Annotated in this window: 18 protein-coding genes; 7 read left to right on the top strand and 11 right to left on the bottom strand. The window is 74.1% G+C overall.

The window, feature by feature from the left end:
• Positions 1 to 144: 144 nt before the first annotated feature.
• Together ACGFIQ_RS22565 and ACGFIQ_RS22560 are read left to right on the top strand one after the other, a co-directional pair.
• A complete protein-coding gene (locus ACGFIQ_RS22565; RefSeq protein ID WP_393246560.1) occupies positions 145 to 510 on the top strand; it encodes a PadR family transcriptional regulator in 366 nt (121 codons plus the stop codon).
• On the top strand, positions 507 to 1466 hold the full coding sequence (locus ACGFIQ_RS22560) for a hypothetical protein (RefSeq protein WP_393246558.1): 960 nt from the start codon (positions 507 to 509) through the stop codon (positions 1464 to 1466). The genes ACGFIQ_RS22565 and ACGFIQ_RS22560 overlap by 4 nt, the downstream gene beginning before the upstream one ends.
• Positions 1467 to 1518: 52 nt before the next feature.
• Here ACGFIQ_RS22560 and mptB (ACGFIQ_RS22555) read toward each other — a convergent pair whose 3' ends face one another.
• A complete protein-coding gene (gene mptB / locus ACGFIQ_RS22555; RefSeq protein ID WP_393246969.1) occupies positions 1519 to 2946 on the bottom strand; it encodes a polyprenol phosphomannose-dependent alpha 1,6 mannosyltransferase MptB in 1428 nt (475 codons plus the stop codon).
• 119 nt (positions 2947 to 3065) lie between these two features.
• A complete protein-coding gene (gene mptB, locus ACGFIQ_RS22550) occupies positions 3066 to 4475 on the bottom strand; it encodes a polyprenol phosphomannose-dependent alpha 1,6 mannosyltransferase MptB (protein WP_393246556.1) in 1410 nt (469 codons plus the stop codon).
• Positions 4476 to 4510: 35 nt separating this feature from the next.
• Between mptB (ACGFIQ_RS22550) and ACGFIQ_RS22545 the strand changes: the two genes are divergently transcribed.
• On the top strand, positions 4511 to 6256 hold the full coding sequence (locus tag ACGFIQ_RS22545; RefSeq protein WP_393246554.1) for a hypothetical protein: 1746 nt from the start codon (positions 4511 to 4513) through the stop codon (positions 6254 to 6256).
• A 4-nt stretch (positions 6257 to 6260) separates the two neighbouring features.
• Here ACGFIQ_RS22545 and ACGFIQ_RS22540 read toward each other — a convergent pair whose 3' ends face one another.
• On the bottom strand, positions 6261 to 9362 hold the full coding sequence (locus ACGFIQ_RS22540; RefSeq protein WP_393246552.1) for a bifunctional [glutamine synthetase] adenylyltransferase/[glutamine synthetase]-adenylyl-L-tyrosine phosphorylase: 3102 nt from the start codon (positions 9360 to 9362) through the stop codon (positions 6261 to 6263).
• Positions 9362 to 10129, bottom strand: a complete 768-nt coding sequence (locus tag ACGFIQ_RS22535) for a type 1 glutamine amidotransferase (protein ID WP_393246550.1) — start codon at positions 10127 to 10129, stop codon at positions 9362 to 9364. The genes ACGFIQ_RS22540 and ACGFIQ_RS22535 overlap by 1 nt, the downstream gene beginning before the upstream one ends.
• Before the next feature lie 96 nt (positions 10130 to 10225).
• Between ACGFIQ_RS22535 and ACGFIQ_RS22530 the strand changes: the two genes are divergently transcribed.
• On the top strand, positions 10226 to 11161 hold the full coding sequence (locus tag ACGFIQ_RS22530; RefSeq protein WP_393246548.1) for an LD-carboxypeptidase: 936 nt from the start codon (positions 10226 to 10228) through the stop codon (positions 11159 to 11161).
• A gap of 98 nt (positions 11162 to 11259) precedes the next feature.
• On the opposite strand, the gene ACGFIQ_RS22525 is transcribed toward ACGFIQ_RS22530, so the two are convergent.
• Positions 11260 to 12141 carry a virginiamycin B lyase gene (locus ACGFIQ_RS22525; protein WP_393246546.1) on the bottom strand — a complete coding sequence of 294 codons (882 nt, stop codon included), beginning with the start codon at positions 12139 to 12141 and terminating at the stop codon, positions 11260 to 11262.
• 185 nt (positions 12142 to 12326) lie between these two features.
• On the opposite strand from ACGFIQ_RS22525, the gene ACGFIQ_RS22520 reads away from it, so the two are divergent.
• Entirely contained in the window at positions 12327 to 12851 is a 525-nt protein-coding gene (locus tag ACGFIQ_RS22520) for a hypothetical protein (protein WP_393246544.1), read from the top strand.
• A gap of 183 nt (positions 12852 to 13034) precedes the next feature.
• Here ACGFIQ_RS22520 and ACGFIQ_RS22515 read toward each other — a convergent pair whose 3' ends face one another.
• The 4 genes from ACGFIQ_RS22515 to glnA all read right to left on the bottom strand — a co-directional run bounded on the left by ACGFIQ_RS22515 (position 13035) and on the right by glnA (position 16282).
• Positions 13035 to 13406: a VOC family protein gene (locus tag ACGFIQ_RS22515; protein WP_393246542.1), complete on the bottom strand. Its 372-nt coding sequence runs from the start codon at positions 13404 to 13406 to the stop codon at positions 13035 to 13037.
• Positions 13407 to 13563: 157 nt separating this feature from the next.
• The gene (locus ACGFIQ_RS22510; protein ID WP_393246540.1) at positions 13564 to 14256 is read right to left on the bottom strand and encodes a helix-turn-helix transcriptional regulator; all 693 of its coding nucleotides are present in this window, start codon (positions 14254 to 14256) and stop codon (positions 13564 to 13566) included.
• Between the two features lie 162 nt (positions 14257 to 14418).
• Positions 14419 to 14844, bottom strand: a complete 426-nt coding sequence (locus tag ACGFIQ_RS22505; RefSeq protein ID WP_393246538.1) for a DUF350 domain-containing protein — start codon at positions 14842 to 14844, stop codon at positions 14419 to 14421.
• A gap of 88 nt (positions 14845 to 14932) precedes the next feature.
• Complete coding sequence (glnA, locus tag ACGFIQ_RS22500; RefSeq protein WP_357070449.1) at positions 14933 to 16282, bottom strand: type I glutamate--ammonia ligase; 1350 nt, start codon at positions 16280 to 16282, stop codon at positions 14933 to 14935.
• Positions 16283 to 16592: 310 nt separating this feature from the next.
• Here glnA and ACGFIQ_RS22495 point away from each other — a divergent pair, with 310 nt between their 5' ends.
• Positions 16593 to 18350, top strand: coding sequence for an NAD+ synthase (locus ACGFIQ_RS22495; protein ID WP_393246536.1), 1758 nt, complete (start codon positions 16593 to 16595; stop codon positions 18348 to 18350).
• A 203-nt stretch (positions 18351 to 18553) separates the two neighbouring features.
• Positions 18554 to 19399 carry a 3-methyl-2-oxobutanoate hydroxymethyltransferase gene (gene panB, locus ACGFIQ_RS22490; RefSeq protein WP_393246967.1) on the top strand — a complete coding sequence of 282 codons (846 nt, stop codon included), beginning with the start codon at positions 18554 to 18556 and terminating at the stop codon, positions 19397 to 19399.
• A 91-nt stretch (positions 19400 to 19490) separates the two neighbouring features.
• On the opposite strand, the gene npdG is transcribed toward panB, so the two are convergent.
• The gene (gene npdG / locus ACGFIQ_RS22485; RefSeq protein WP_007463329.1) at positions 19491 to 20189 is read right to left on the bottom strand and encodes an NADPH-dependent F420 reductase; all 699 of its coding nucleotides are present in this window, start codon (positions 20187 to 20189) and stop codon (positions 19491 to 19493) included.
• Between the two features lie 160 nt (positions 20190 to 20349).
• Positions 20350 to 21780 (bottom strand): RNB domain-containing ribonuclease, encoded by a 1431-nt coding sequence (locus tag ACGFIQ_RS22480; protein ID WP_393246534.1) that lies wholly within the window; start codon positions 21778 to 21780, stop codon positions 20350 to 20352.
• Positions 21781 to 21941 lie beyond the last annotated feature (161 nt).

The raw sequence follows: 21941 nt of genomic DNA, 5'->3' as shown, positions 1-21941 counted from the left end.
GCGCGCGCGGCCCCCCCCCCCCCCCCGCCCGCCCCCCGCCCCCCCCCCCCCCCCCCCCCCCCCCCCCCCCCCCCCCCCCCCCCCCCCCCCCCGGCCGCCTTATAACGCCTTCCGATATACCTTCGCGTCCGATACATTGCAGCGATGGACACACCGCTGCGTGAACCCACCTTCCTGATCCTCACCGCGCTCGCCGCCGAACCGATGCACGGCTACGGGCTGATCGGCGAGGTCGCCGCCCTCTCCGACAACCGCGTGTCGCTGCGCCCCGGGACGCTCTACGGGGCACTGGACCGGCTTGTCGACGCCGGCCTCGTCGAGGTCGACCGGGAGGAGGTGGTGGATGGCCGGCTGCGCCGCTACTACCGGCTCTCCCCCACCGGCGACGCCACCCTGACCGCCGAGACCGAGCGGCTACGTCGCAACGTCGAGGCCGCCACCACCCGGCTCGCCGAGCGGGCTCGCACCGCCCGACCGATCACCCCGCGCGTGGCCGGAGGGCTGGCATGACCGAGCTTGAGCGTCGCTACCTGCGGCTGCTGCGCGCCTACCCCGTCGACTACCGGCGCTCCCGGGGCGCCGAGATCGTCGGGACGTACCTCGAACTGGCCGACCCGGGCCGGCGCTGGCCCTCGCCCGCGGACGCCGCGGACGTCGTGCGCGCCGGCCTGCGCCAGCGGGTGCGCGCCACCGGCGCGGCCGGCTTCCTGCCGGGTGTACGCCTCGCGGCCGCTCTGGCCCTGCTCACCGCCACCGCGCTGGCCGGGGTCTGGATGGTGCTCGAACTACGCCCCGCACCGACCGCCGGCTTCGGCGCGCCGACCCTCGGGCCGTTCATCTCGCTCGGCATCGGGGCGTGGACCGCCTGGGGGCTGGCCGCGCTGGTGCATGCCCTGGCACCCGGTCGGTGGGCCCGACGCGCCGTCGCGTTCGCGGTGCTCCTCACTGCCGCGCTCGTCCCGGTCGCCGCACTGACCGGTCTGCCGCGCCCACCGCTGTTCGTGCTGCTACCCCAACTCGGGTTGGGCCTGGTCGCGCTCGGCGCGGCCGACGGGCTGCCGGCGTCGCTGCGGGCGGCCCCGCTGGTCGCCGCCAGCGGCGCCGGCGTCCTGGGGGCGATCCTGTTGTCTCCGAACGTGTTCGCGTCGAGCTACCACTCCTCGATGGTGCTGCCGACCGCCGCCGTGGCGGTGCTCGCCGTGGCGGTGCTGCTCGGCGCGGGGCTGGCGCTGCGCGGCGACCTCCGGGGCGGCTGGGCCCTGCTGATCCTGCTCACCCCGGTGGGCCTGCTGGCCCTGCACCCGCTGGCGGGAGCGTTCGACAGCATGCCTGCCGAGTTCGTGCCGAGCTGGACGGCGCTCGCCACGACGGCTGCCCTGGTCACACTCGCCGGCCCCGCCCTGCTGCCGCTCGCGCTCGCCGTCCGCTCCCGCTCCACCCCCAGCGCCGGCCCTCTCCCCCGTTGATCATGAGGTTGGCGGCGCTTTCGGAGATCGACGACGCCGCCAACCTCATGACTCAGCGCGGTCGGGATCGCCGGCGCTGGCTGCGCAGGAGGAGGGCCGCCAGGAGCAGGCTGGTCATCGCCAGGGCGCCGGGCGCTTTGGTGAAGCGGGCCAGGTTGGTGCCGTCGGGCAGGGCGAGGAACGCCGCCGCCGCGGCCGGCAACACGAACCACGTCGTCCGCCGGGCGGTGAGCGCGAGCAGCACCAGCGGCCAGGTCGCGTACCAGGGGTGGAAGACCGGGGAAAGGACCACCGTGGCGGCCAAGGCCAGGCCGGCGCCGTGCAGCGTGACCCAGGGGCGGGCCAGGGCCGGATCATCCGGGGCCCGCAGGTCCCGCCAGGCCCGCCACCACAGGACCACCAGCACGACGGCGAGCAGCAGCAGGGCCACCGCCCGGAGCACCGGCACCGCCTGCGGGCCCCGGCCGGCCAGCGCGCCGGCATAGTCCACGACCAGGCCGACGGCGGTGGGCGGCGACGTCCACTGCTCCGAGTCACCGCTGTGGGTCAACCCGCCCACCCAGCCGAACCCGAGCCCGGACACCGCCGAGCTGACCAGCAGCGCGGCGAGCGACCCGCCGGCCAGCCAGCCGCCGTCGCGTGCCAACGACCGTACGGTGGGTTGTCCCCGCACCGCGGCCAGCGCGGCGAACGGCGTCACCACCACCGCGCTGGCCTTCACCGTCACGGCCAATCCGAGCAGCACCCCGGCGAACAGCAACGCCGACGGCCGACCCGGTCGGCGGACCACGATCAGGAGCCCGGACAGCAGCAGGCCCAGCATCACCGCGTCGTTGTGCGCCCCGGCCACCAGGTGCACCCCGACCAGCGGCCCGGCCAGCGCCAACCAGACCGCCCGCCGGGTGGGCACCCCGGCCGCACGTGCCAGTCCGGGCAGGCAGAGCGCGCCCAGCAGCAACCCCGCCACGGCGATGACCCGAAGCACCACGAACGTGCCGGTGAGGCCGCCGCCGAGCAGGACCGCGAGCGCCGCGAGCAGCACGAACACCGGCCCGTACGGTGCCGGGGTGTCCCGCCAGATCGGCGCCACCGCGTCCAGCCACGGGCAGCCCGCAGCCGCCACCGGAACGGCGTACGGGTCGACGCCCTGCGCGTACGTCCAGCCCTGGCAGGCGTACGAGTAGACGTCCCGGCTGCCCAGCGGCGGCGCGACAAGCAGCGGCAGCGCCCACAGCCCGGCGGTGCCGTACGCCCAGCGGGTCGACGGCACTGCCTCACGCAGCGACCACCACGCACCGACCAGCAACGCGGTGCCGACCAGCCAACAGGTAAGCGTCGCCGGCCCGTCGGGGGCTCGCCAGATCGATACCGGTGTCGCGCCGAGCGGGGCGTCGGGCAGTGCCCCACCGAGGTACCCGGCGACGGCGAGCAGCACCGCGCCGACCAGTCCCGCGTATCGGACCAGACGTGCCGCCCGCAGACCAGAAGCCGGCGGACCAAACGCCCGCGAACCAGAAGCCCGCGAACCAGAAGCCGGCGGACCAGACGGCCGCGGACCGGGAGGCGGCGGACCGGGAGCGGTCACCGGCGCACCTTCCCTCAATCGGCGGCGACCGGCTGACGGGCCACCCGAGCCGACCGTACCAACCAGACGACCAGTGCGATCACCAACAGCGTCATCAGCGGCGCCCCGACCGTCTTGGTGAACCGGGGCAGGCCGGTGCCGTCGGGCAGCACCAGGAACGACGCGACGAGTGCGACGACGGTGAACCATCCGGTCCGTCGGGCGGTGGCCGCGAGCAGCGCCAACGGCCAGATCCAGTACCAGGGGTGGAAGATCGGCGCGAGGGCGACAGTGGCGGCCAACGCCACCGCGGCGTGCCACAACGGCTCCCGGGTGCGGGCCCGCCACCAGAGCCAGACCAGCAGCAGCGCCAGCACCGCCACGCCGATCCCCCGGGTGACCGGCAGGGCGTCGACGTGCCCGCCGAACGGCACCGCCAGGTAGCCGACGGTCTGGCCGATCGCGGTGGACGGCGACGTCCAGGCGATCGCGTCACCGCCGCTGGCCAGCCCACTGACCCAGCCGAAGTCCAGCCCCGCCGCGACTGTCACCCCGACCACCGCGGCGACCGCGCCGCCGACCACCCACCCGCCGTGCCGGAGCAGGGCCCGGATCGAGTACCCGCCGACGATTGCGACAAGTGCCGCGAACGGCACCACGACCGCCGCGGTCACCTTGATCGCGGCGGCCAGTCCGAGCAGCGCGCCACCGGCGAGCAGCGGGCCGGGGCGGCCCGGCCGGGAGGCGATCACGGCCAGTCCGGCGACCAGCAGGCCGACCATCAGGGCGTCGTTGTGCGCGCCGGCGACCAGGTGCACGGCGACCAGCGGGCAGGCCAGCGCCAACCAGATCGCCCGGCCGGCGGGTATGCCCATGCGGCGCGCCAGCACCGGCAGGCTGACGGCGGTCAGCGCCACCCCGGCCACCGCGATCAGCCGGAACACCACGATCGCGCCGGTCAGCGAGCCGGTGGCCTTGACCACCGCACCGGCGAGCACCACGAACAGCGGCCCGTACGGCGCGGGCGTGTCCCGCCAGATGTACGAGATGGTGTCCAGCCAGGGGCAGGGCAACGCGGAGACGCCCTGCTCGTACGGGTTGATCCCGGCGACGTAGCTGGCTCCCTGGCAGGCGTACGCGTACACGTCCCGGCTGGCCAGCGGCGGTGCGACAAGCAGCGGCAGCAGCCAGAGCCCGACGGTGGTCAACGCCCAGCGGGTCGATGGCACGGTGTCGCGCAGCGCCCACCAGGCGTAGGCCAGCAACGCGGTGCCGACCAGCCAGGTGGCGAGGACCAGCGGACCGTTCGGGCCCTGCCAGATGCTGACCGGGGTGGAACGCAGGGGGGAGTCGGGCAGTGCGCCGCCGAGGAACGCGGCGACGGCGAGCAACGCCGATCCCGCCAGGCCGATCCAACGCGCGAGGTGGTGAGGCACGCCGGACATGCTGCCAGTACGGTGGTCGCGGTACGGAGGTGGGCATGCGGCGAAGTCGGGTGGTGGCGGTGACCACCGGTTCCGCCGTCGTGCTCGGCGCGCTCTGGCTGGCCCTGCCGCTGATGGGGTCGGACCTGTCCGCGCAGGTGGCCCGGGCGGACTTCTTCGCGGCCCACGGGCCCACCCCGGTCGACCTGCGGTGGTATGCGGGGGTGCAGCAGTTCGGCTACAGCCTGCTCTCCCAGCCCTTGATGGCCCTGCTCGGCGTGCGGGTGACCGGCGCGCTGGCTCTGGTGGCATCGGCCGCCGCGCTGGCCGCGCTGCTGGTCCGCGCCGAGGTGCCCCGGCCGCTGTTGGGCAGCCTGGTCGGGGTGGTCACGCTTGCCGGCAACCTGGTCTCCGGCCGGGTCACGTACGCCCTGGGCGTGGCGTTCGGGCTGGCCGCGCTGCTCGCGCTGGGTCGAGGCGTACCCGGAAGAGGGCGGGGGCGGCTCGCGCTCGCCGCGCTCGCCGCGTTGCTGGCCTCGGCGACCAGCCCGGTGGCCGGCCTGTTCGTCGGCCTGGTGGGTGTCGCGTTGTTGCTCACCCGGCGGTACGTCGACGGCCTGGCGCTCGGTGTGGCGGCGGCGGTGCCGTTGGCCGCGACGGCGCTGCTGTTCGGCGACGGCGGCTGGATGAACATCAGCCGCACCGACACGGTCCGCGCGGTGCTGACCAGCCTGGTGGTGGCGGCGCTGGTGACGTGCCGGCCGGTGCGGGTCGGCGCGCTGCTCTCCGCCGCCGGCGTGCTCGCCGCCGCCGCAGTGCACACGCCTGTGGGGTTGAACGCGACCCGGCTGGTGACGATGTTCGCGCTGCCGGTGTTGGCCGCCGCGGCCCGCCCGCCCGCCTGGCTCTCCGAACGGCTGCCCCGCCGGCCGGCGCAGCGCGCCGCACCGGCCGACGCCGCCCCAGCCAGCGCCGCCCCGACCAGCGCCGCCCCAGCCAGCGCCGCCCCAGCCAGCGCCGCCCCAGCCAGCGCCGCCCCAGCCAGCGCCGCCCCGACCAGCGCCGCCGCAGCCGGGTCCGCGGCGGCGGGGCGGTCGCGGCCGGCGCGGCTGCGCGGCGGCATGGGTCTGACCGCGCTGCTGGTGGCGGTCTGCGTGTGGCAGCCGCCGGTGGTCCCCGCCGACCTGCTCGGCATCGGCGACCCGACGAGCGCGCCGGGCTACCACGCGCCGCTGCGCGCGTTCCTGGCCGGGCAACGGCTCACCGGCCGGGTCGAGGTGCCGCCGACCCGCAACTACTGGGAGGCGGCCCGCCTCGGTGAGGTGCCGTTGGCCCGGGGTTGGCTGCGGCAGGCCGACATCGACCGTAACCCGCTGTTCTTCACCACCGTGCCCGGCGCGGCCGGCACCGGCATGCCACTGACGCCGACCAGCTACCGGGCCTGGCTGGCGGAGAACGCCGTGCAGTTCGTGGCGCTGCCGGACGCCCCGCTGTCCTGGGTGGGACGGGCCGAGGCGGAGCTGGTCCGGGGCGGGTTGCCGTACCTGACGCCGGTCTGGTCCGGGCCGCACTGGCGGGTCTGGGCGGTGGTCGACCCGACGCCGCTGGTCGCCACGCCCGCCGAGCTGATCCGCGCCGACGGCGCGGCGGTGACGTTCCGGGCCCCGGCCGCCGGCCCGGTGGCGGTCCGGGTCCGGCACAGCCGGTGGCTTGTCGCGTCCGGCGCCGCCACGGTCACCGCCGACGGGGCCTGGACCACCGTCACCGTGCCCGGCCCCGGCGAATACACAGTCGGCAGCTGACGCGCTACGCCTCCAGCACCCGCTGGGCGGCGGCGCGGGAGCGGCGGCCGGTGCGCAGGTACTCGTCGAGGAACTCCCCCGGGTCGTCGCGCCCGAGCAGCCGCACCACGCCGGCCAGCTCCACCCCGTGCCGGGGCAGTTGGTCGCCGGTCCGGCCCCGGACCAGCATCAACGCGTTGCGGACCTGCGCCGCCAGGGACCACCCGGCGGCCATCTCCGCGGCGTCCGCCGGGTCGATCAGGCCGGCCCGCTCGGCCGCCGCGAGGGCATCGAGAGTACGCGTGCCGCGCAGCTCCGGGACCCTGCCCGCGTGCCGGAGCTGGACGAGCTGCACCGCCCATTCCACGTCGGCGAGCCCGCCCCGACCCAGCTTGGTGTGGGTGGCCGGGTCGGCGCCGCGGGGCAGCCGCTCGGTCTCCACCCGGGCCTTGATCCGGCGGATCTCGACGACCTGCTCGCGGGTCAGCCCGTCGGCCGGGTAGCGCACCGGGTCGATCATCGTCGCGAACTCGGCGCCCAGGTCGGCGTCGCCGCAGACGAACCGGGCACGCAGCAGCGCCTGCGCCTCCCACACCCGCGACCAGCGGGCGTAGTACTGCGCGTACGCGGCGAGACTGCGCACCAGTGGACCCTGCCGGCCCTCCGGGCGCAGGTCGGCGTCGACGCCGAGCGGCGGGTCCGCAGCGGGTACGCCGAGCAGTCGGCGCAACTCCTCGGCGATCGCGTGCGCCGCCGCGCTGGCCTCGCTCTCGCTGGCGCCGGCGGGCGGGTCGTAGACGAACAGCACGTCGGCGTCGGAGAGGTAGTTCGACTCGTACCCGCCGAGCCGTCCCATGCCGATCACCGCGAACCGCAGCCCCGCCGGCGCCGGCTGGCTGGCCCGGGCGGCGCGCAGCGCGGCGGCCAACGTGGCGTCGGTGACGTCGGCGAGTGCCGTGCCGACCTCGGTGATGTCGAGCGGCCCGGGGACGGGCCGGTTCGCGCCGTCGGGTCGGCTCGGCGTGGGCGCGAGCGCGCCGGCCCGGCTGAGCACGTCCGCGCAGGCCACCCGGACCAGTTCGCGCCGTCGCAGCGCGCGCACCGCGCGGGTGGCCTCGACCGGGTCGGTGTGCCGGGCCGCCGCCGCGAGGAACCCCTCCCGGAGCACGTCGGGCGGGCGCGGAGCCAGCTCGTTCTCCTCGGCCAGCAGCCGCAGCGCCTCCGGGTCCCGGGCGAGCAGGTCGGCCACGTACCGGGACAGGGCGAGGACCCGGGCCAACCGCCGGGCCACCGGGCCACCGTCGCGCAGCAGCCGCAGGTACCAGGGGGTGCTGCCCAGTTTGTCGGAGACCTTGCGGTAGTTGAGCAGCCCCCGGTCTGGTTCCGGCGCGTCGGCGAACTCGCTGAGCAGCACCGGCAGCAGCGTCCGCTGGATGGCCGCCGTGCGACTCACCCCGCCGGTGAGCGCCTGGAGGTGGCGCAGTGCCCCGGCCGGGTCGGCGAAGCCGAGGATCTCCAGCCGGTGGCTGGCCGCCTCCGGGGTGAGTCGCAACCCGTCGGCCGGTACCCGGGCCACCGACTCCAGCAGCGGCCGGTAGAGCAGTTTGGCGTGCAGTCGGCGTACCTCGGCGGCGTGGGTGACCCACTCGGCCCGGAAGCTCTCCACGGCGCTGCGCCCCTGCGCGGCCGTGAAGCCCAGCGCGGCGGCGAGCCAGCGCAACGCGCCCGGCTCGCTGGGCACGGTGTGCGTACGACGCAGGCCCTGGAGTTGGAGTCGGTGCTCGACGCCGCGCAGGAAGCGGTAGCCGCGCAGCAGCGCCTCGCCGTCCGCCCGACCGACGTAGCCACCGGCGACGAGCGCGCGCAGCGCCGGGATGGTGCCGGGGCAGCGCAGCGTCTCGTCGACGCGGCCGTGCACGAGTTGCAGCAACTGGACGGCGAACTCGATGTCGCGCAGCCCGCCGGGGCCACGCTTGATCTCGCGTTCCAGCTCCTTCGGCGGGATGTGGTCGATGATCCGCCGCCGCATGGCGCGGACGTCCTCGACCGCCTCGGGCCGTTCGGCCGCCCGCCACACCAGCGGCGCGAGCTGGTCGATCCACTCCTGGGCCACCGGCACGTCACCGGCGGCCGGGCGGGCCTTGAGTAGCGCCTGGAACTCCCAGGTGCGCGCCCACCGGCGGTAGTAGGCCAGGTGGCTGGCCAGGGTTCGCACCAGCGGGCCCCGGTTGCCCTCGGGGCGCAGCGCGGCGTCCACCGGCCAGGCGACGAACCCGCAGATGTGGATCAGCCGGGTCGCCACCAGGGTCGCCGCCGGCAGGTCGGCGTCCTCGGCCGCCACGAAGATGACGTCCACGTCGGAGACGTAGTTCAGCTCGCCGCCGCCGCACTTGCCCATCGCCACGACCGCGAGCCGGGGCCGCTCGGTGCCGTCCGCCAGCTCCGTGACGGCGATCTCGTACGCCGCTGCGAGGGTCGCGTCGGCCAGCGCGGACAGCGCGGCCATGGTCTGCTCCAGGCCGCGCCCGCCGGTCAGGTCGGCCGCCGCGATCCGCAACAGTGCCAGCCGGTACGCGGTCCGCAGCACCGCCACCGGGTTGCCACCGCCGGTCGGCTCCAGCCGGCCCTCGGCGATCGGCGCGAGCCCGTCCGCGGCCGTCCGCAGTGCCCGGCAGTGCTCGGGGTTGGCCACCAGGTGATCACCGAGCGCCGCCGACGCGCCGAGCACCGCGATCAGCCGCCGCCGCAGGCCCGGGTCGGCGTGCAGCTCCGCGAGCAGCGACGATTCGGCGCTGCCGTCGCTCGTGCGGCCCTCGGCGCTGCCTGCGCTCGGGCTGGCCCCGGCGCTACTGCTGCTCGGGCTGACCCCGGCGCTGCCTGCGCTCGTGCGGCGTTCGGTCTCCACGATGCGGTGTAGTTGCCGCAGCGCCAGGTCCGGATCGGCGGCCCGGGACAGTGCGGCGAGCAGCTCCGCGGCGGCCTCGTCGGCCGGCTCCTGCTCCTCCGGCCGCCACAGCCGCAGCCCGTCCGGGCCGAGCAGATCCGCGGCGCGCGCGCCGCCGTCGCCCTCGGCGATGCCGAAGCCATAGCGGGCGAGGCGGCCCGGTGCCCTGGTCGGCCGACTCATCAGTGCCCGAGCAGAGGCAGGCCGCGCCGGATCGTGCTGTCATCCAACTCGCCGAGGGCCAGCGCGGCGAACCGGGCGGCGAACGGCTGCCAGACCTCCTCGACGTCGGCCAGCACCGAGGCGCAGGCCGCCACCACCAGCTCCGGGTCGTAGCCCAGCTCGGCGAGTTGGGTCGAGTCGGTCGCCCAGTCGGCGATCATCTCGGTGTCGCACTCGATGTGGAACTGCAACCCCCACGCCCGGTCACCGAGCCGGAACGCCTGATGCGGGTAGCGGGTGGACGCGGCCAGCAGGGTGGCGCCCCGGGGCAGTTCGGTGATCTCGTCGGCGTGCCACTGGAGCACGTCCGGGATCAGCGGCACGTACCGGAACAACGGATCGTGCTCGGCGGCGTCGCGCCGGCCGACCACACCGGGGCCGATCTCCGGCCCGGACGGGCTCCGCTCGACCAGGCCGGCATGCGCGGTGGCGAGCAGTTGCGCGCCCAGGCAGACCGCCAGGGTGGGCACCCGGTAGCGGACGGCCTTGCGCAGCAGGCCCTCCACCGCCGGAAACCAGGGAGCGCCGGGTGAGCCGTCCGGCAGCGGGTACGCCTGTTGGTCGCCACCGAGCACCACAAGCGCGGCGTACCCCTCCAGGTCGGCGGGCAGTTCGTCGCCGGCGTGCGGGCGGACCACCCGCAGCTCCAGCCCAGCCTCGGTCAGCCACTCACCCAGCCGGCGCGCTTCGTCCGTCGGGTCGTTCTCGATCACCAGCGCGGTTGCCACCCGTCGAGGCTAGCCGGTGCGCCGTGTGCCGCCATGCCCCGCCACCGGGATGCGCGCCGGCCGTCGATCCTGGATCCGGCGCTAGGCTCTGCGGTTGTGATCAACGAGGACACCGCCGTCGTCCGCCCGCCCGTGCTGCGACCTGGTGACACGGTGCTGCTGGTGTCACCGTCCGGGCCGACCTCGCCGGAGCGGGTGGCCCGGGGGATGGAGCTGCTCATCGGCTGGGGTCTGCGGCCGGTCCCGGCACCGCACGCGTACGCCCGCCACGGCTACCTCGCCGGCACCGACGACCTGCGGGCCGCCGACCTGAACGCCGCGTTCGCCGACCCGCGGGTCCGCGGGGTGATCTGCACCCGGGGCGGCTACGGCGCCCAGCGGATCGTGGACGCCATCGACATGGCCGCCGTACGCCGTGACCCGAAGGTGGTGGCCGGGTTCTCGGACATCACCGCGTTGCAGTTCGCCCTGTGGCGGGGTGCCCGGCTGGCCGGAGTGCACGGCCCGGGGGCGGCCTGGCGGGACGAGCGGACTCCGCTGCGCTCCGCCGAGTCCCTGCACGCGGCGCTGATGACGACCGAGCCAGTGTCGATCAGCGCGCTGCCCAGCGAGGACACCTTCGGCGTACGCGTTCCGGGTCGCGCCACCGGCACCCTGCTCGGCGGCAACCTGTGCCTGATCGCCGCGTCGATCGGCACCCCGGACCTGCCCGACCTGACCGGTGCGGTGCTGTTGATCGAGGACGTGCAGGAGCCCCCGTACAAGGTCGACCGGATGCTCACCCAGCTTCGCCGGGCCGGCGCCCTGGACGGGTTGGCCGGCGTGGCGGTCGGGCAGTTCACCGACTGTGGCGACGGTTGGGACACCACGATCGTCGACGTGCTCACCGAATGCCTCGGCGACCTGGGCGTACCGGTGCTCGGCGGCCTGCCGATCGGCCACGGCCACGGCCAACTGACGGTCCCGTTCGGCACCCAGGCCACCCTCGACACCAACACCAGAACCCTGACAGTGGCCCCCGCAGTCCAGTAATCCCCGCCCTCCCCCGGTGATCATGAGGTTGTAGTCGCTCGCCCGGCGTGTCGCGGCAATAACGTCATGATCAACGCCGGGACAGGTGGAGGTGGCTGTCAGGTGGGGGGCAGGTGGGCTACTGCGCCGGTTTCCAGGGCGGCCCAGATGCCGTCGGCGGTGCGGGTGATGCCGTGTGGTTCGGAATGGGGAGTGGGTAGGGCGTAGCTGTCGATCCGGCCAGTGGGATCGAGGTGACCGATCCGGTTGGCTCCCCACTCGGTGAACCAGGCGCCACCGGCCGGATCGGCCACGATGGCGTGCGGACGGGCCGCCCGGTCGGGCAGCGGAAACTCCACGATCTCGCCATCGGGGGTGATCCGGCCGAGCTGACCGGCGGCGATCTCCACGAACCAGATGGCACCGTCGCCGCCGAGCGTGATGCCGACCGGGCCGGCGTCCGGGGTGGGCAACGGGTGCAGTGTCACCCTGCCGTCGAGGTCGATTCGGCCGATCGCGTTCGCCTGGTTGAGGGTGAACCAGAGAGCCTGGTCCCCGCCGGCGGTGATCATCGGGGCGAACCCGCCGGTCACCGGCAACGGGAACACCGTGACCGTGCCGTCGATGTCCACCCGGCCGATCGTGTCGGAGCTCATCCCGGCGTACCAGAGCGCGCCATCTCCTCCGGCGGCGATACCGCCCGGCCCGGCGCCGGTCGGCAGGGCGATCGTGCGCTGCTCGCCGTCGGTGCTGATCCGACCGATCCGGTCGTCTGCCGAGCGGGTGAACCACAGGGCGTCGTCCGGCCCCACCGTGATGATCAACGGACGGCCGCCCGGCGGATCCAGCGGATAGGTCCGGACCGCGCCGTCGGCCCCCAGGCGGGCGATCGCGCCGGCGTGGACCAACGTCAGCCACAACGCGCCGTCGGGGCCGGCAGTGATGCCGTACGGGCCGGCACCCTGCTCGACGAGCGGTATCTCCCGAATCTCGACGGTCATCTCGACGTGCGTCCCTTCGTCGGTGAATCGCCAACCCTGACGGTTCACCAAGCGGTGGCGCAATCGATTTGACCGCCGGCCAGCCAGGATTGTCAGCCCGCTGACAGGTTCGCCACGGCTTACGCCCAGCCAGCCTGGTCACTGTCGGTGATGACAGCACACGTCACCGACCTTCTGGAGGCAGCATGTCCCGCACCATCCCCAGGAAGCACCTGCTGGCCGGTCTCGCCACCGCCGGCGTCCTCGGCGTGGGGATCGCCGCCCCGACGATCGCGTTCGCCGCGGACACCCCGACGCCGACACCGAGCGCCAGCACCGCCCCGGCCCCCGGGGCGAAGGCCGACACCGCCCCCGGGGCGAAGGCCGACCGGCAGAACGAGTTCGCCGAAGCGCTCGCCAAGGAGCTGGGCGTGCCCACCGACAAGGTGACCGCCGCGCTGGAGAAGGTCCGCGAGCAGCACCGGCCGGCCGATCGGCCGCAGCGTCCGTCCGCCGAGGACCGGCAGGCCGCGCTCAAGGAACGGCAGGCCGCGCTCAAGGCGCGCCTGGACCAGGCGGTCAAGGACGGCAAGCTCACCCAGGAGCAGGCCGACGCCATCACCAAGGCCATCGAGGCCGGCGTCTTCCCCGGCCCGGGCGCTCACCGTGGGCCGGGCGGTCACGGCGGCCCGGGCAACCACGGCGGCCCAGCGGGTACGCCCGGCAAGTAACCCACCGGGGCAGGCCCTGGCCAGACCGGGCCTGCCCCGACTTGATCCACTCGACTTCCATGAACCCGCGGTGTCCACGCCAGCCCAACACCGCCGATTCCATGAAACCGAGTCGATCACCACCCGACGCACACCGACCAGGCCCACCCGGGCGTCAGGCAGCGGGCCCCAGGCAGGCGGGCTTCAGGCTGGCGGGGGCGTGAAGACCCCCAGGTGATTGCCGGCCGGGTCGAGCAGGTGAGCCAACGTGAGACCGCTCGGGGCCGTTCGCGCCGGCACCAGCACCCGTCCGCCGGACTCCTCGGCCCGCCGGCAGGTCTCCGCCACGTCGGCGACCTCGGCGTAGAACACCGCGTAGTTCGGCGACGCCCCGTCGGTGGCCCGGATCGCCCCACCGATCCCGGTGTCGCCGCCGGCTCCGGTCACCCGGTAGGACCCACCGTTGGTCGAGCCCTGCTCCTCGAAGGTCCAGCCGAACAGCTCGCCGTAGAAGCGTTCCGCCTCCTCCGGCCGATCGGTGCCGATCTCGAACCACGTGACGGGCGTTGTGGACATCTGCTGCCTCCAGGTTTCCGAGCCGGCGTTCGGCCGTCTTCTGGAGCAGTCTCGAGGTCGTCCGCGACACCGTCCTGTCGGTGTTTCCGGATCACCCGACGGGTTTCGGTGCCGGTGCCCGGCACGGCCTGTCCCGGGGCGGCTCAGCCGACCCGTCTCAGACCAGGCTCAGCGGCCGGACCCGTTCCCGGGGGATGTCGAGGTCCGTCGGGCGAAGCTCCCGGACCACCACGTCGGGCAGCGCCTGGACGCTGCGGATCCGGTCGGTACGGAAGCAGCGCAACTCGTCGCGCAGCCGGCACCAGGCCAGCAGATACCAGTGTCGGGGGTTGCCGAGGTAGCCCAGGGGCTCGACGTCGCGCACCGAGTCCGCGCCGTCGCGGTCGGCGTACCGGATGCGCAGCACCCGCCGCGCGGCGACCGCGTCGGCGACGATGGCCGGGACGGGCGTGGCCGGCCCGTCACCGACCAGGTGCACCCGGCCGGCGAGACGGTGCGCTTCGGCGGCGTCGGCGGGCGGCAGCACCGCCACCAGTTTGCGCAGCGCGGTGGCGCCCGGCCCGGCGAACGGTGTGCCGTCGAGGCGGTGCAGCGCGACGGCCATCGCCACCGCCTCCGCGGCGGTCAGGTTGACCGGGGGCAGGGTGCGGCTGCGGTCCAGGACGTAGCCGCCGGTGCGCCCGGGCTCGGCCCAGATCGGCACCCCAGCCTCCTGGAGCGCGCCGATGTCCCGCTCGATGGTCCGGCTGCTCACCTCGAAGCGGACCGCCAGCCAGCGGGCGCTGCGGGGCCGTGGTGACACCGCCCGCAGCTCCTCGACCAACGCGTAGAGCCGGTCCGTACGGTTCATGCCCCGCACGCTACGGCCGGGGTACGACGCCCCGCGGCGACCGCCCGCACAGCAAGCGCGACGCGGACGAGCACCCGCGCGGCGAGCGCCAAACGGACGGCCACCCGCGCAGCGAACGCGACGCGGACGAGCGCCTGGGAAGCCTTAGGCGGGCGACCGCCGTCAGGCGATGCAGGCGCAGACGATCAACGCGGCGCCGAAGTGGGTGGCGGCGCTGACCCGGGCCGCCGGGTGTGGCTCGGGCGAGCAGATGACCTCGCCGAGCTTGCCCGGGGTGAGCAGGTCCAGCACCACGAAGGCCAGCGCCATGATGGCCAGCCCGACCAGCCCGAACAGCACCGTGGAGGCGAGCCCCCTGCCGAAGTCGCTGTAGCTGGTCAGGATCGCGGTGAAGACGATCCCGGCGACGCCGAGCTGGTTGGCGGCCAGCAGCAGCCCCGCGTTGGCGTTGCGGTCGACCCAGATCAGGTCCCGCAGCCGCCCGGGGGTGAGCAGGTCGACCAGGCCGAAGCCGGCCGCCATCAGCCCCACGCCGACGATCCCGAACACGACGCTCTGCCAGGCACCGCTGAGCAGATCCTCCAGCACCGACTGCCTCCCGACTCTCCGCCCGGAGGGGTACCGGCGCGGTGATCGAGACGATAGCGGCAGTGCGCAACCGCGTCAGCCCCGCGAACTACAGCGCCAGGTAGCGCTGCCGCTCGTACGGGGTGACCTCGCGGCGGTACTGCTCCCACTCGGCCCGCTTGTTGCGCAGGAAGAAGTCGAAGACGTGCTCGCCGAGCACCTCGGCGACCAGTTCGGACTCGGCCATCACGTCGATCGCCTCGGCGAGGTTCTCTGGCAGTGCCTCGTAGCCCATGGCGCGCCGTTCGGCACTGGTCAGCGACCAGACGTCGTCCTCGGCGCCCGGCGGCAGCTCGTACCCCTCCTCGATGCCCTTCAGGCCGGCGCCGAGCAGCACCGCGAAGGCCAGGTACGGGTTGGCCGCCGAGTCCAACGAGCGGACCTCGACCCGGGCCGAGTTGGGCTTGCCGTACGCGGGGACCCGGACCAGCGCGGAGCGGTTGAGGTGACCCCAGCAGACGTACGCCGGGCTCTCGGTGATCCGGTCCGGCAGGGCCTGCGGGAACAGCCGCTTGTACGAGTTGACCCACTGGTTGGTGACCGCCGTGTATTCCCGGGCGTGCACCAGGAGGCCGGCGATGAACGACTTCGCCACCTTGGAGAGCTTCATCGGGTCACCGCCGTCGTGGAACGCGTTGCGTTCCCCCTCGAACAGCGACAGGTGGGTGTGCATCCCGCTGCCCGGCTGGTCGGTGAACGGCTTCGGCATGAAGCTGGCCTGCACACCTGTGGAGAGCGCCACCTCCTTGACCACGTGCCGGAAGGTCATGATGTTGTCGGCGGTGGTGAGCGCGTCGGCGTAGCGCAGGTCGATCTCCTGCTGGCCGGGTGCGACCTCGTGGTGGCTGAACTCCACCGAGATGCCGATGCGTTCCAGCGCCAGCACACCCTGGCGGCGGAAGTCGCGCGCCACGGCGTGGGTGGTGTGCTCGAAGTAGCCGCCGGTGTCGACCGGGGTGGGCACCGAGCCGTCCTGGGGGCCGTTTTCCAGCAGGAAGAACTCGATCTCCGGGTGGGTGTAGAAGGTGAAGCCCTTCTCGGCGGCCTTGGACAGCCCGCGGCGCAGCACGTGCCGGGGGTCGGCCCAGGAGGGGCCGCCGTCGGGCAGCAGGATGTCGCAGAACATCCGGGCGCTCTCGCCGCTGACCCCACCCTCGAAGGGGAACACCTGGAAGGTGGTCGGGTCGGGCATGGCCACCATGTCCGATTCGAAGACCCGGGCGAAGCCCTCGATCGCCGAGCCGTCGAAGCCGATGCCCTCCTCGAAGGCCGCCTCCAACTCGGCCGGCGCCACCGAAACGCTCTTGAGCGTGCCCAGCACGTCCGTGAACCACAGCCGGACGAACCGGATGTCCCGCTCTTCCAGCGTGCGGAGGACGAACTCCTGCTGACGGTCCACTTCCCCAACCCCTCGCGACACTCTTTTGTCCGCCTTGGCCGGGCTGCGCCCGACCTGATCGCCCAGTCTTACCGGGCCTGGTTACGCAGACGTTACGCGAACTGCCGCCGGTCGTCCCCTCGTGTCCCGCCCGGCGAGCACGTGCCCCCCGGCGGTGCCGCCCGCGTCCGCCGTCCGGACGGCCGAGCCCTTGCCGGCAGGACGGCCGAGCCGCTGCCGTCGCGGCCTCCCGGGCGCCTGTCGCGGCAGGTGGCGGCAATCTCGTCCGAGGGTACGGATTGTCGCGCGGAGGCTGGGGCAAGATGAAGGTATGCCCACCCTGCGTCTCGCCCTGTCCCAGGTCAATCCGAGCGTCGGCGACCTCGCCGGCAACGCGGACCTGGTCCGCAGCTGGACTCGCCAGGCCGCCGATGCCGGTGCCCAGCTGGTGCTCTTCCCGGAGATGATGCTGACCGGCTACCCGGTCGAGGACCTGGTCTTCCGGCGCTCCTTCGTCGCCGCGTCCCAGGCCGCCGTCGAGCGGCTCGCCGCGGACCTGGCCGCCGACGGCCTCGGGGAGTTGCCGGTCGTGGTCGGCTACCTGGACGCCGACGGGCCGCCGCAGGTCAGCGGTGACGCCGAGCCGGGCCGGGGTGCCCGCAACGCCGCCGCGCTGCTGCACCGGGGCACCGTGGCCGCCCGCTACTTCAAGCACCACCTGCCCAACTACGGGGTCTTCGACGAGGACCGCTACTTCGTCTCCGGTGACACGCTGACCGTGGTGCGGATCGGCGGCGTGGACGTCGCGTTGACCATCTGCGAGGACCTCTGGCAGGCCGGCGGTCCGTTCGCCGCCGCCGGGCAGGCCGGCGTCGGCCTGGTGGTCAACATCAACGGCTCGCCGTACGAGCTGAACAAGGACGACATCCGGCTGCCGTTGGTCCGCCGCCGGGCCGTCGAGGCGGGTGCCACCATCGCGTACGTCAACATGACCGGCGGTCAGGACGAGCTGGTCTTCGAGGGCGACTCGATGATCGTGAGCGCCGAGGGTGACCTGCTCACCCGGGCTCCGCAGTTCGTCGAGCACCTGCTCGTGCACGACGTCGAGTTGCCGGCCGCCACCACGGCGCCGACCACCGAGGTCGTCGCGGACGGCATGCGGGTGGCGCACCGCACGGTGGACGGGATTCCGCCCGCGCCGTCCGGCCCGGCCGCCACCGGCGGGCTGATCGAGCCGGTGGCCGACGAGGCCGAGGTGTGGCAGGCGCTCGTGCTGGGCCTGCGCGACTACGTCAACAAGAACCGGTTCCCGTCGGTGGTGCTCGGGCTCTCCGGGGGCATCGACTCGGCGGTGGTGGCCGCGCTGGCCGTCGACGCCCTCGGGCCGGACCGGGTGGTCGGTGTGTCGCTGCCCAGTCAGCACTCCTCGGAGCACTCCCGGGAGGACGCCGCCGACCTGGCCAAGCGCACCGGCCTGGACTACCGCGTCGAGCCGATCCAGCCGATGGTGGACGGTTTCCTGGCCAACCTGTCGCTGTCCGGGGTGGCCGTGGAGAACCTCCAGGCCCGGGTCCGGGGCGTGATCCTGATGGCCCTGTCGAACCAGGAGGGCCACCTGGTGCTGACCACCGGCAACAAGAGTGAGCTGGCGGTGGGTTACTCCACGCTGTACGGCGACTCGGTGGGCGGCTTCAACCCGGTCAAGGACGTCTGGAAGACGCTGATCTGGCGGCTCGCGAAGTGGCGCAACCGGGACGCGGAGCGGCGCGGTGAGACCGCCCCGATTCCGGAGAACTCGATCGGCAAGCCGCCGAGCGCCGAGCTGAGCCCGGGCCAACTCGACAGCGACAGCCTGCCCGACTACGACGTCCTGGACCCGATCCTGATCGGGTACGTCGACGGTGACCTCGGCCGTGACGGGCTCGTCGAGTCGGGCCACGACCCGGCGGTGGTCGACAAGGTGCTGCGGCTGGTGGATACCGCCGAGTACAAGCGACGCCAGTCGGCACCGGGCACGAAGATCTCCATGAAGGCGTTCGGCCGGGACCGCCGTCTGCCGATCACCAACCGGTGGCGCGAGCACGGCTGAGGCGTACACCTGGGGGTGCCGGGTCGGTGGCGCGGCCCGGCGCCGCCTCGCGGGGGCCGCCGGGTGCGGGCCTCGCGGTTTCGCGGTTTCGCGGTGGAGTGACATCTCGCACTGGGCCCTGCCGTCACCCCGTCTCGCGGTGCGACGATCGCGACGGAACCCGGGGACCGCGCAGGCGGCCTCGAGGAAGGGAGACAGAGATGGTGGAGGAGTCCACTCCGAGCGAGGTGACCGCCCTGTACGGCGGACCGGTCACCCGTCGGGTCCGCACCCGCGACCTGATCGCCGCCAAGGAGCGCGGCGAGCGGTGGCCGATGCTGACCTCGTACGACCAGTACACCGCGGGGATCTTCGACCAGGCCGGCGTGCCGGTGCTGCTGGTCGGCGACTCGGCCGCGAACAACGTCTTCGGCTACGAGACGACCCTGCCGATCACCGCCGACGACCTGCTTCCGCTGGTACGGGCCGTGGTGCGCTCGACCCGGCAGGCGCTCGTCGTCGGTGACCTGCCGTTCGGCTCCTACGAGGAGGGCCCGGCCCAGGCGCTGCGCACCGCCGTCCGGTTCATGAAGGAGGGTGGCTGCCACGCGGTGAAGTTGGAGGGTGGCCGCCGCTGCGCCGCGCAGATCGCCGCGATCGTCGGTGCCGGCATCCCGGTGATGGCGCACATCGGCTTCACCCCGCAGAGCGAGCACACCCTCGGTGGCTACCGGGTGCAGGGCCGGGGCGACACCGCCGACGAGGTGCTCGCCGACGCGCGGGCGGTGGCGGAGGCGGGCGCGTTCGCGGTGGTGCTGGAGATGGTGCCCGGCGAGGTGGCCAAGCGGATCACCCACGAACTGGCGATCCCCACGGTCGGCATCGGCGCCGGCCCGGACACCGACGCCCAGGTGCTGGTCTGGCAGGACATGGCCGGCCTGCGCACCGGCAGGGCGCCACGTTTCGTGAAGCGGTACGCGGACCTGGCCGGCGCCCTCACCGACGCCACCCGCCGTTTCGCCGACGAGGTCCGTGGCGGCGAGTTCCCGGCGGCGGAGCACACCTTCTAGGAATGATCCACTCGGCTTTGCCGAAAACGCGGTGTCCCTGACCTCGGGACACCGCGTTTTCATGAAACCGGAGTGGATCACGCCGCTCGACTCAGAGGTCGGTGACGCGGATCCCGGCGTGCGCCTTGTAGCGCTTGTTGATGGCGATCAGATTCGCCGTGAACGCCTCGATCTGGTGGGCGTTGCGCAACCGGCCGGCGTAGATGCCGCGCATTCCGGGGATCCGGGCCGCGAGCGCCCCGACGATGTCGACGAGCTCGCGGTCTTCGGTGCAGATCAGCACGTCGAGGTCGATCCGGTCGACCTCGGGGTCGGCCAGCAGCGGGGCGCTGACGTGGTTGAACGCCGCGCAGACGCGGGAGTCGGGCAGCAGCGCGGCGGCCTGCTGCACGGCGCTGCCCTCGGCGACGGTGAGCGCGTACGGGCCCTGCTTGTCGAAGCCCAACGGGTTGACACAGTCGACGACGATCGTCCCGGCGAGCGGCTCGGCGAGTGCGGCGACTGTCGCGGCGTGCCCGTCCCACGGCACCGCGATGATCACCACGTCGCTGCGGCGGGCCACCTCGTCGTTGGCCGCGCCGGTGATGCGCACGTCGGCCGGCATCCGGGGCAGCGCGGCGATCTCGGCGGCGGACTCGGCGGCCCGCTCCGCAGACCGGGAGCCGATCAGCACCGTCTGCCCGGCTCGGGCGAGCCGGTAGGCGAGGCCACGACCCTGATCGCCGGTGCCACCGATGATGCCGACCGTCAGCCCGGACACGTCGGGCAGCGTGCTCGCGTCGTATGCCATGTGCTCATCCTCGCAAACCGTCCGGTTCGTCAGCAGCGGCAGGCGCTGTGACAATCCCCGCTGCGGGCGAGGCCGCCGCACGCGCAGCCACCCGCGGCGACGGGCGGGCCCGCTGCCCGCGACGCAGCCCCCGGAACGGGCGGGCCCGCCGCGGCTCGGCTCAGGCCAGCTCGAACAGCACCGTGCGGGCTGCCGGGTCGGCGGTGACCAGGCGGACCCGGACCCGCTCGCCGAGCGGCAGGTCGCCGTGACAGCGGGCACGGACCGGTGGAGTGTCCAGGGCAACCGTGCCACCGGGCGGGCGAGGTCGGGATTTGCCGTTGGGTGGGGCGTCGACGTCGAGTACGGCCGCCTCGAAGGTCTCCCCCACCCGGTCGGCAAGCAGCACCGCCTCGACCAACTCGACGGCGCCCCGGGCGGCCGCCGAGGCGACCCGGTCGGTGCTGGCCATCACCTCGGGCAGCCGGGGCAGCGCGTCGCGCGCCCAGTCGGGCACGTCCCGGCCCGCGTGCAGGGCCAGGCAGACCTCGGTGGCGTACCTGTCGGCCAGGCGTCGCAACGGCGCCGTGACGTGGGCGTACGCGGCGGCCACACCGCCGTGCTCCGGCTGCTCCGGTCGCGTGCCGTCGAAGGCGGTGTACGCCGCGCCGCGCATCAGCTCGGCCGCCTGGTCGATGAAGGCCGCGGAGCGTGGCTGCGTGGCGTCCAGGCCGGCGATCACCTCGCCGGGGCCCGCGCCGTCCGGCCAGTGCACGCCGAGCGGGGCGGCGGCCGCCCGCAGCCGGTGCACCGCCTCCGGTTTCGGGGCGGGCATCGTCCGCAGCAGGCCGATCCCACCGGCCAGCATGATGTCGGCGGCGGCCATGCCGGTCAACAGGGAGATCTGCGCGTTGTGCTCCTCCATCGGCACCGGCCCGCGCAGCACCAGCCGCCAGTCGTCGCCGTCGGGCTCCACGTCCTGCTCGGGCAGCGGCAGGTTGATGGCGCCGCGGCGCAGCCCCCGGGCGGTCAGTCGCTCGCCGATCTCGGGCAGCAGAGCGATCGGCTCGGGCAGTTGCCCGGCGTCGGCCGCCGCCTGCACCCCGGTGTAGTCGAGTTTGGCGCGGCTGCGCACCAGGGCGCGTTCCAGCTCGACGGCTACCGTGCCACCGTCGGCGTCCAGGTCGATGGTCCACACCGCGGCCGCCCGGTCGTCGTCCGGCAGCAGGCTGGCCGCGCCCTCGCTGAGGGTCAGCGGGTGCAGCGGCACGTGACCGTCGGGCAGGTAGACCGTCTGCCCGCGCCGCCAGGTCTCCTCCTCCAGCGCGCCACCCGGCTCGACGTGCGCGGCGACGTCCGCGATCGCGTACCGCACCCGGTAGCCGCCGCCCGGACGGCGGGCGAGGTGCATCGCCTGGTCCAGGTCACGCGAGCTGGCCGGGTCGAGCGTGACGAACGGCACGTCGGTGCGGTCGACGGATGGCCGCGGCGGCGCGGCGGCTGCCGCGTCGGCCTCCCGTTGGGCGGCCGCCGGGAAGCCCTCGGGCAGGCCGAACTCGCGGCGCAGTGCGCCGAAGTCGATGCGGGGCGCGAGTACGCGTCGAATGACCACGGGTCAATCCTGACAGCGCCGGCGGTGATCCGCTTCCGGTGACCGGCCGAGATCTTCGCCGAACCGCCTCGCCGGCTGCTCCGCTCCGAGCAGCGTGCGGACCCGCCACCGCGGAAGCGGCGTCGCGGTCGGCCGCGGGGGGGCACGGCAGGACGGCGTCC

Source organism: Micromonospora sp. NPDC048898, from assembly GCF_043198035.1.
In the GTDB taxonomy this organism is placed as follows: Bacteria; Actinomycetota; Actinomycetes; order Mycobacteriales; family Micromonosporaceae; genus Micromonospora.
The sequence above is the reverse complement of the archived record's forward strand: the minus strand, read 5'-3'. Positions and strand labels throughout refer to the sequence as shown.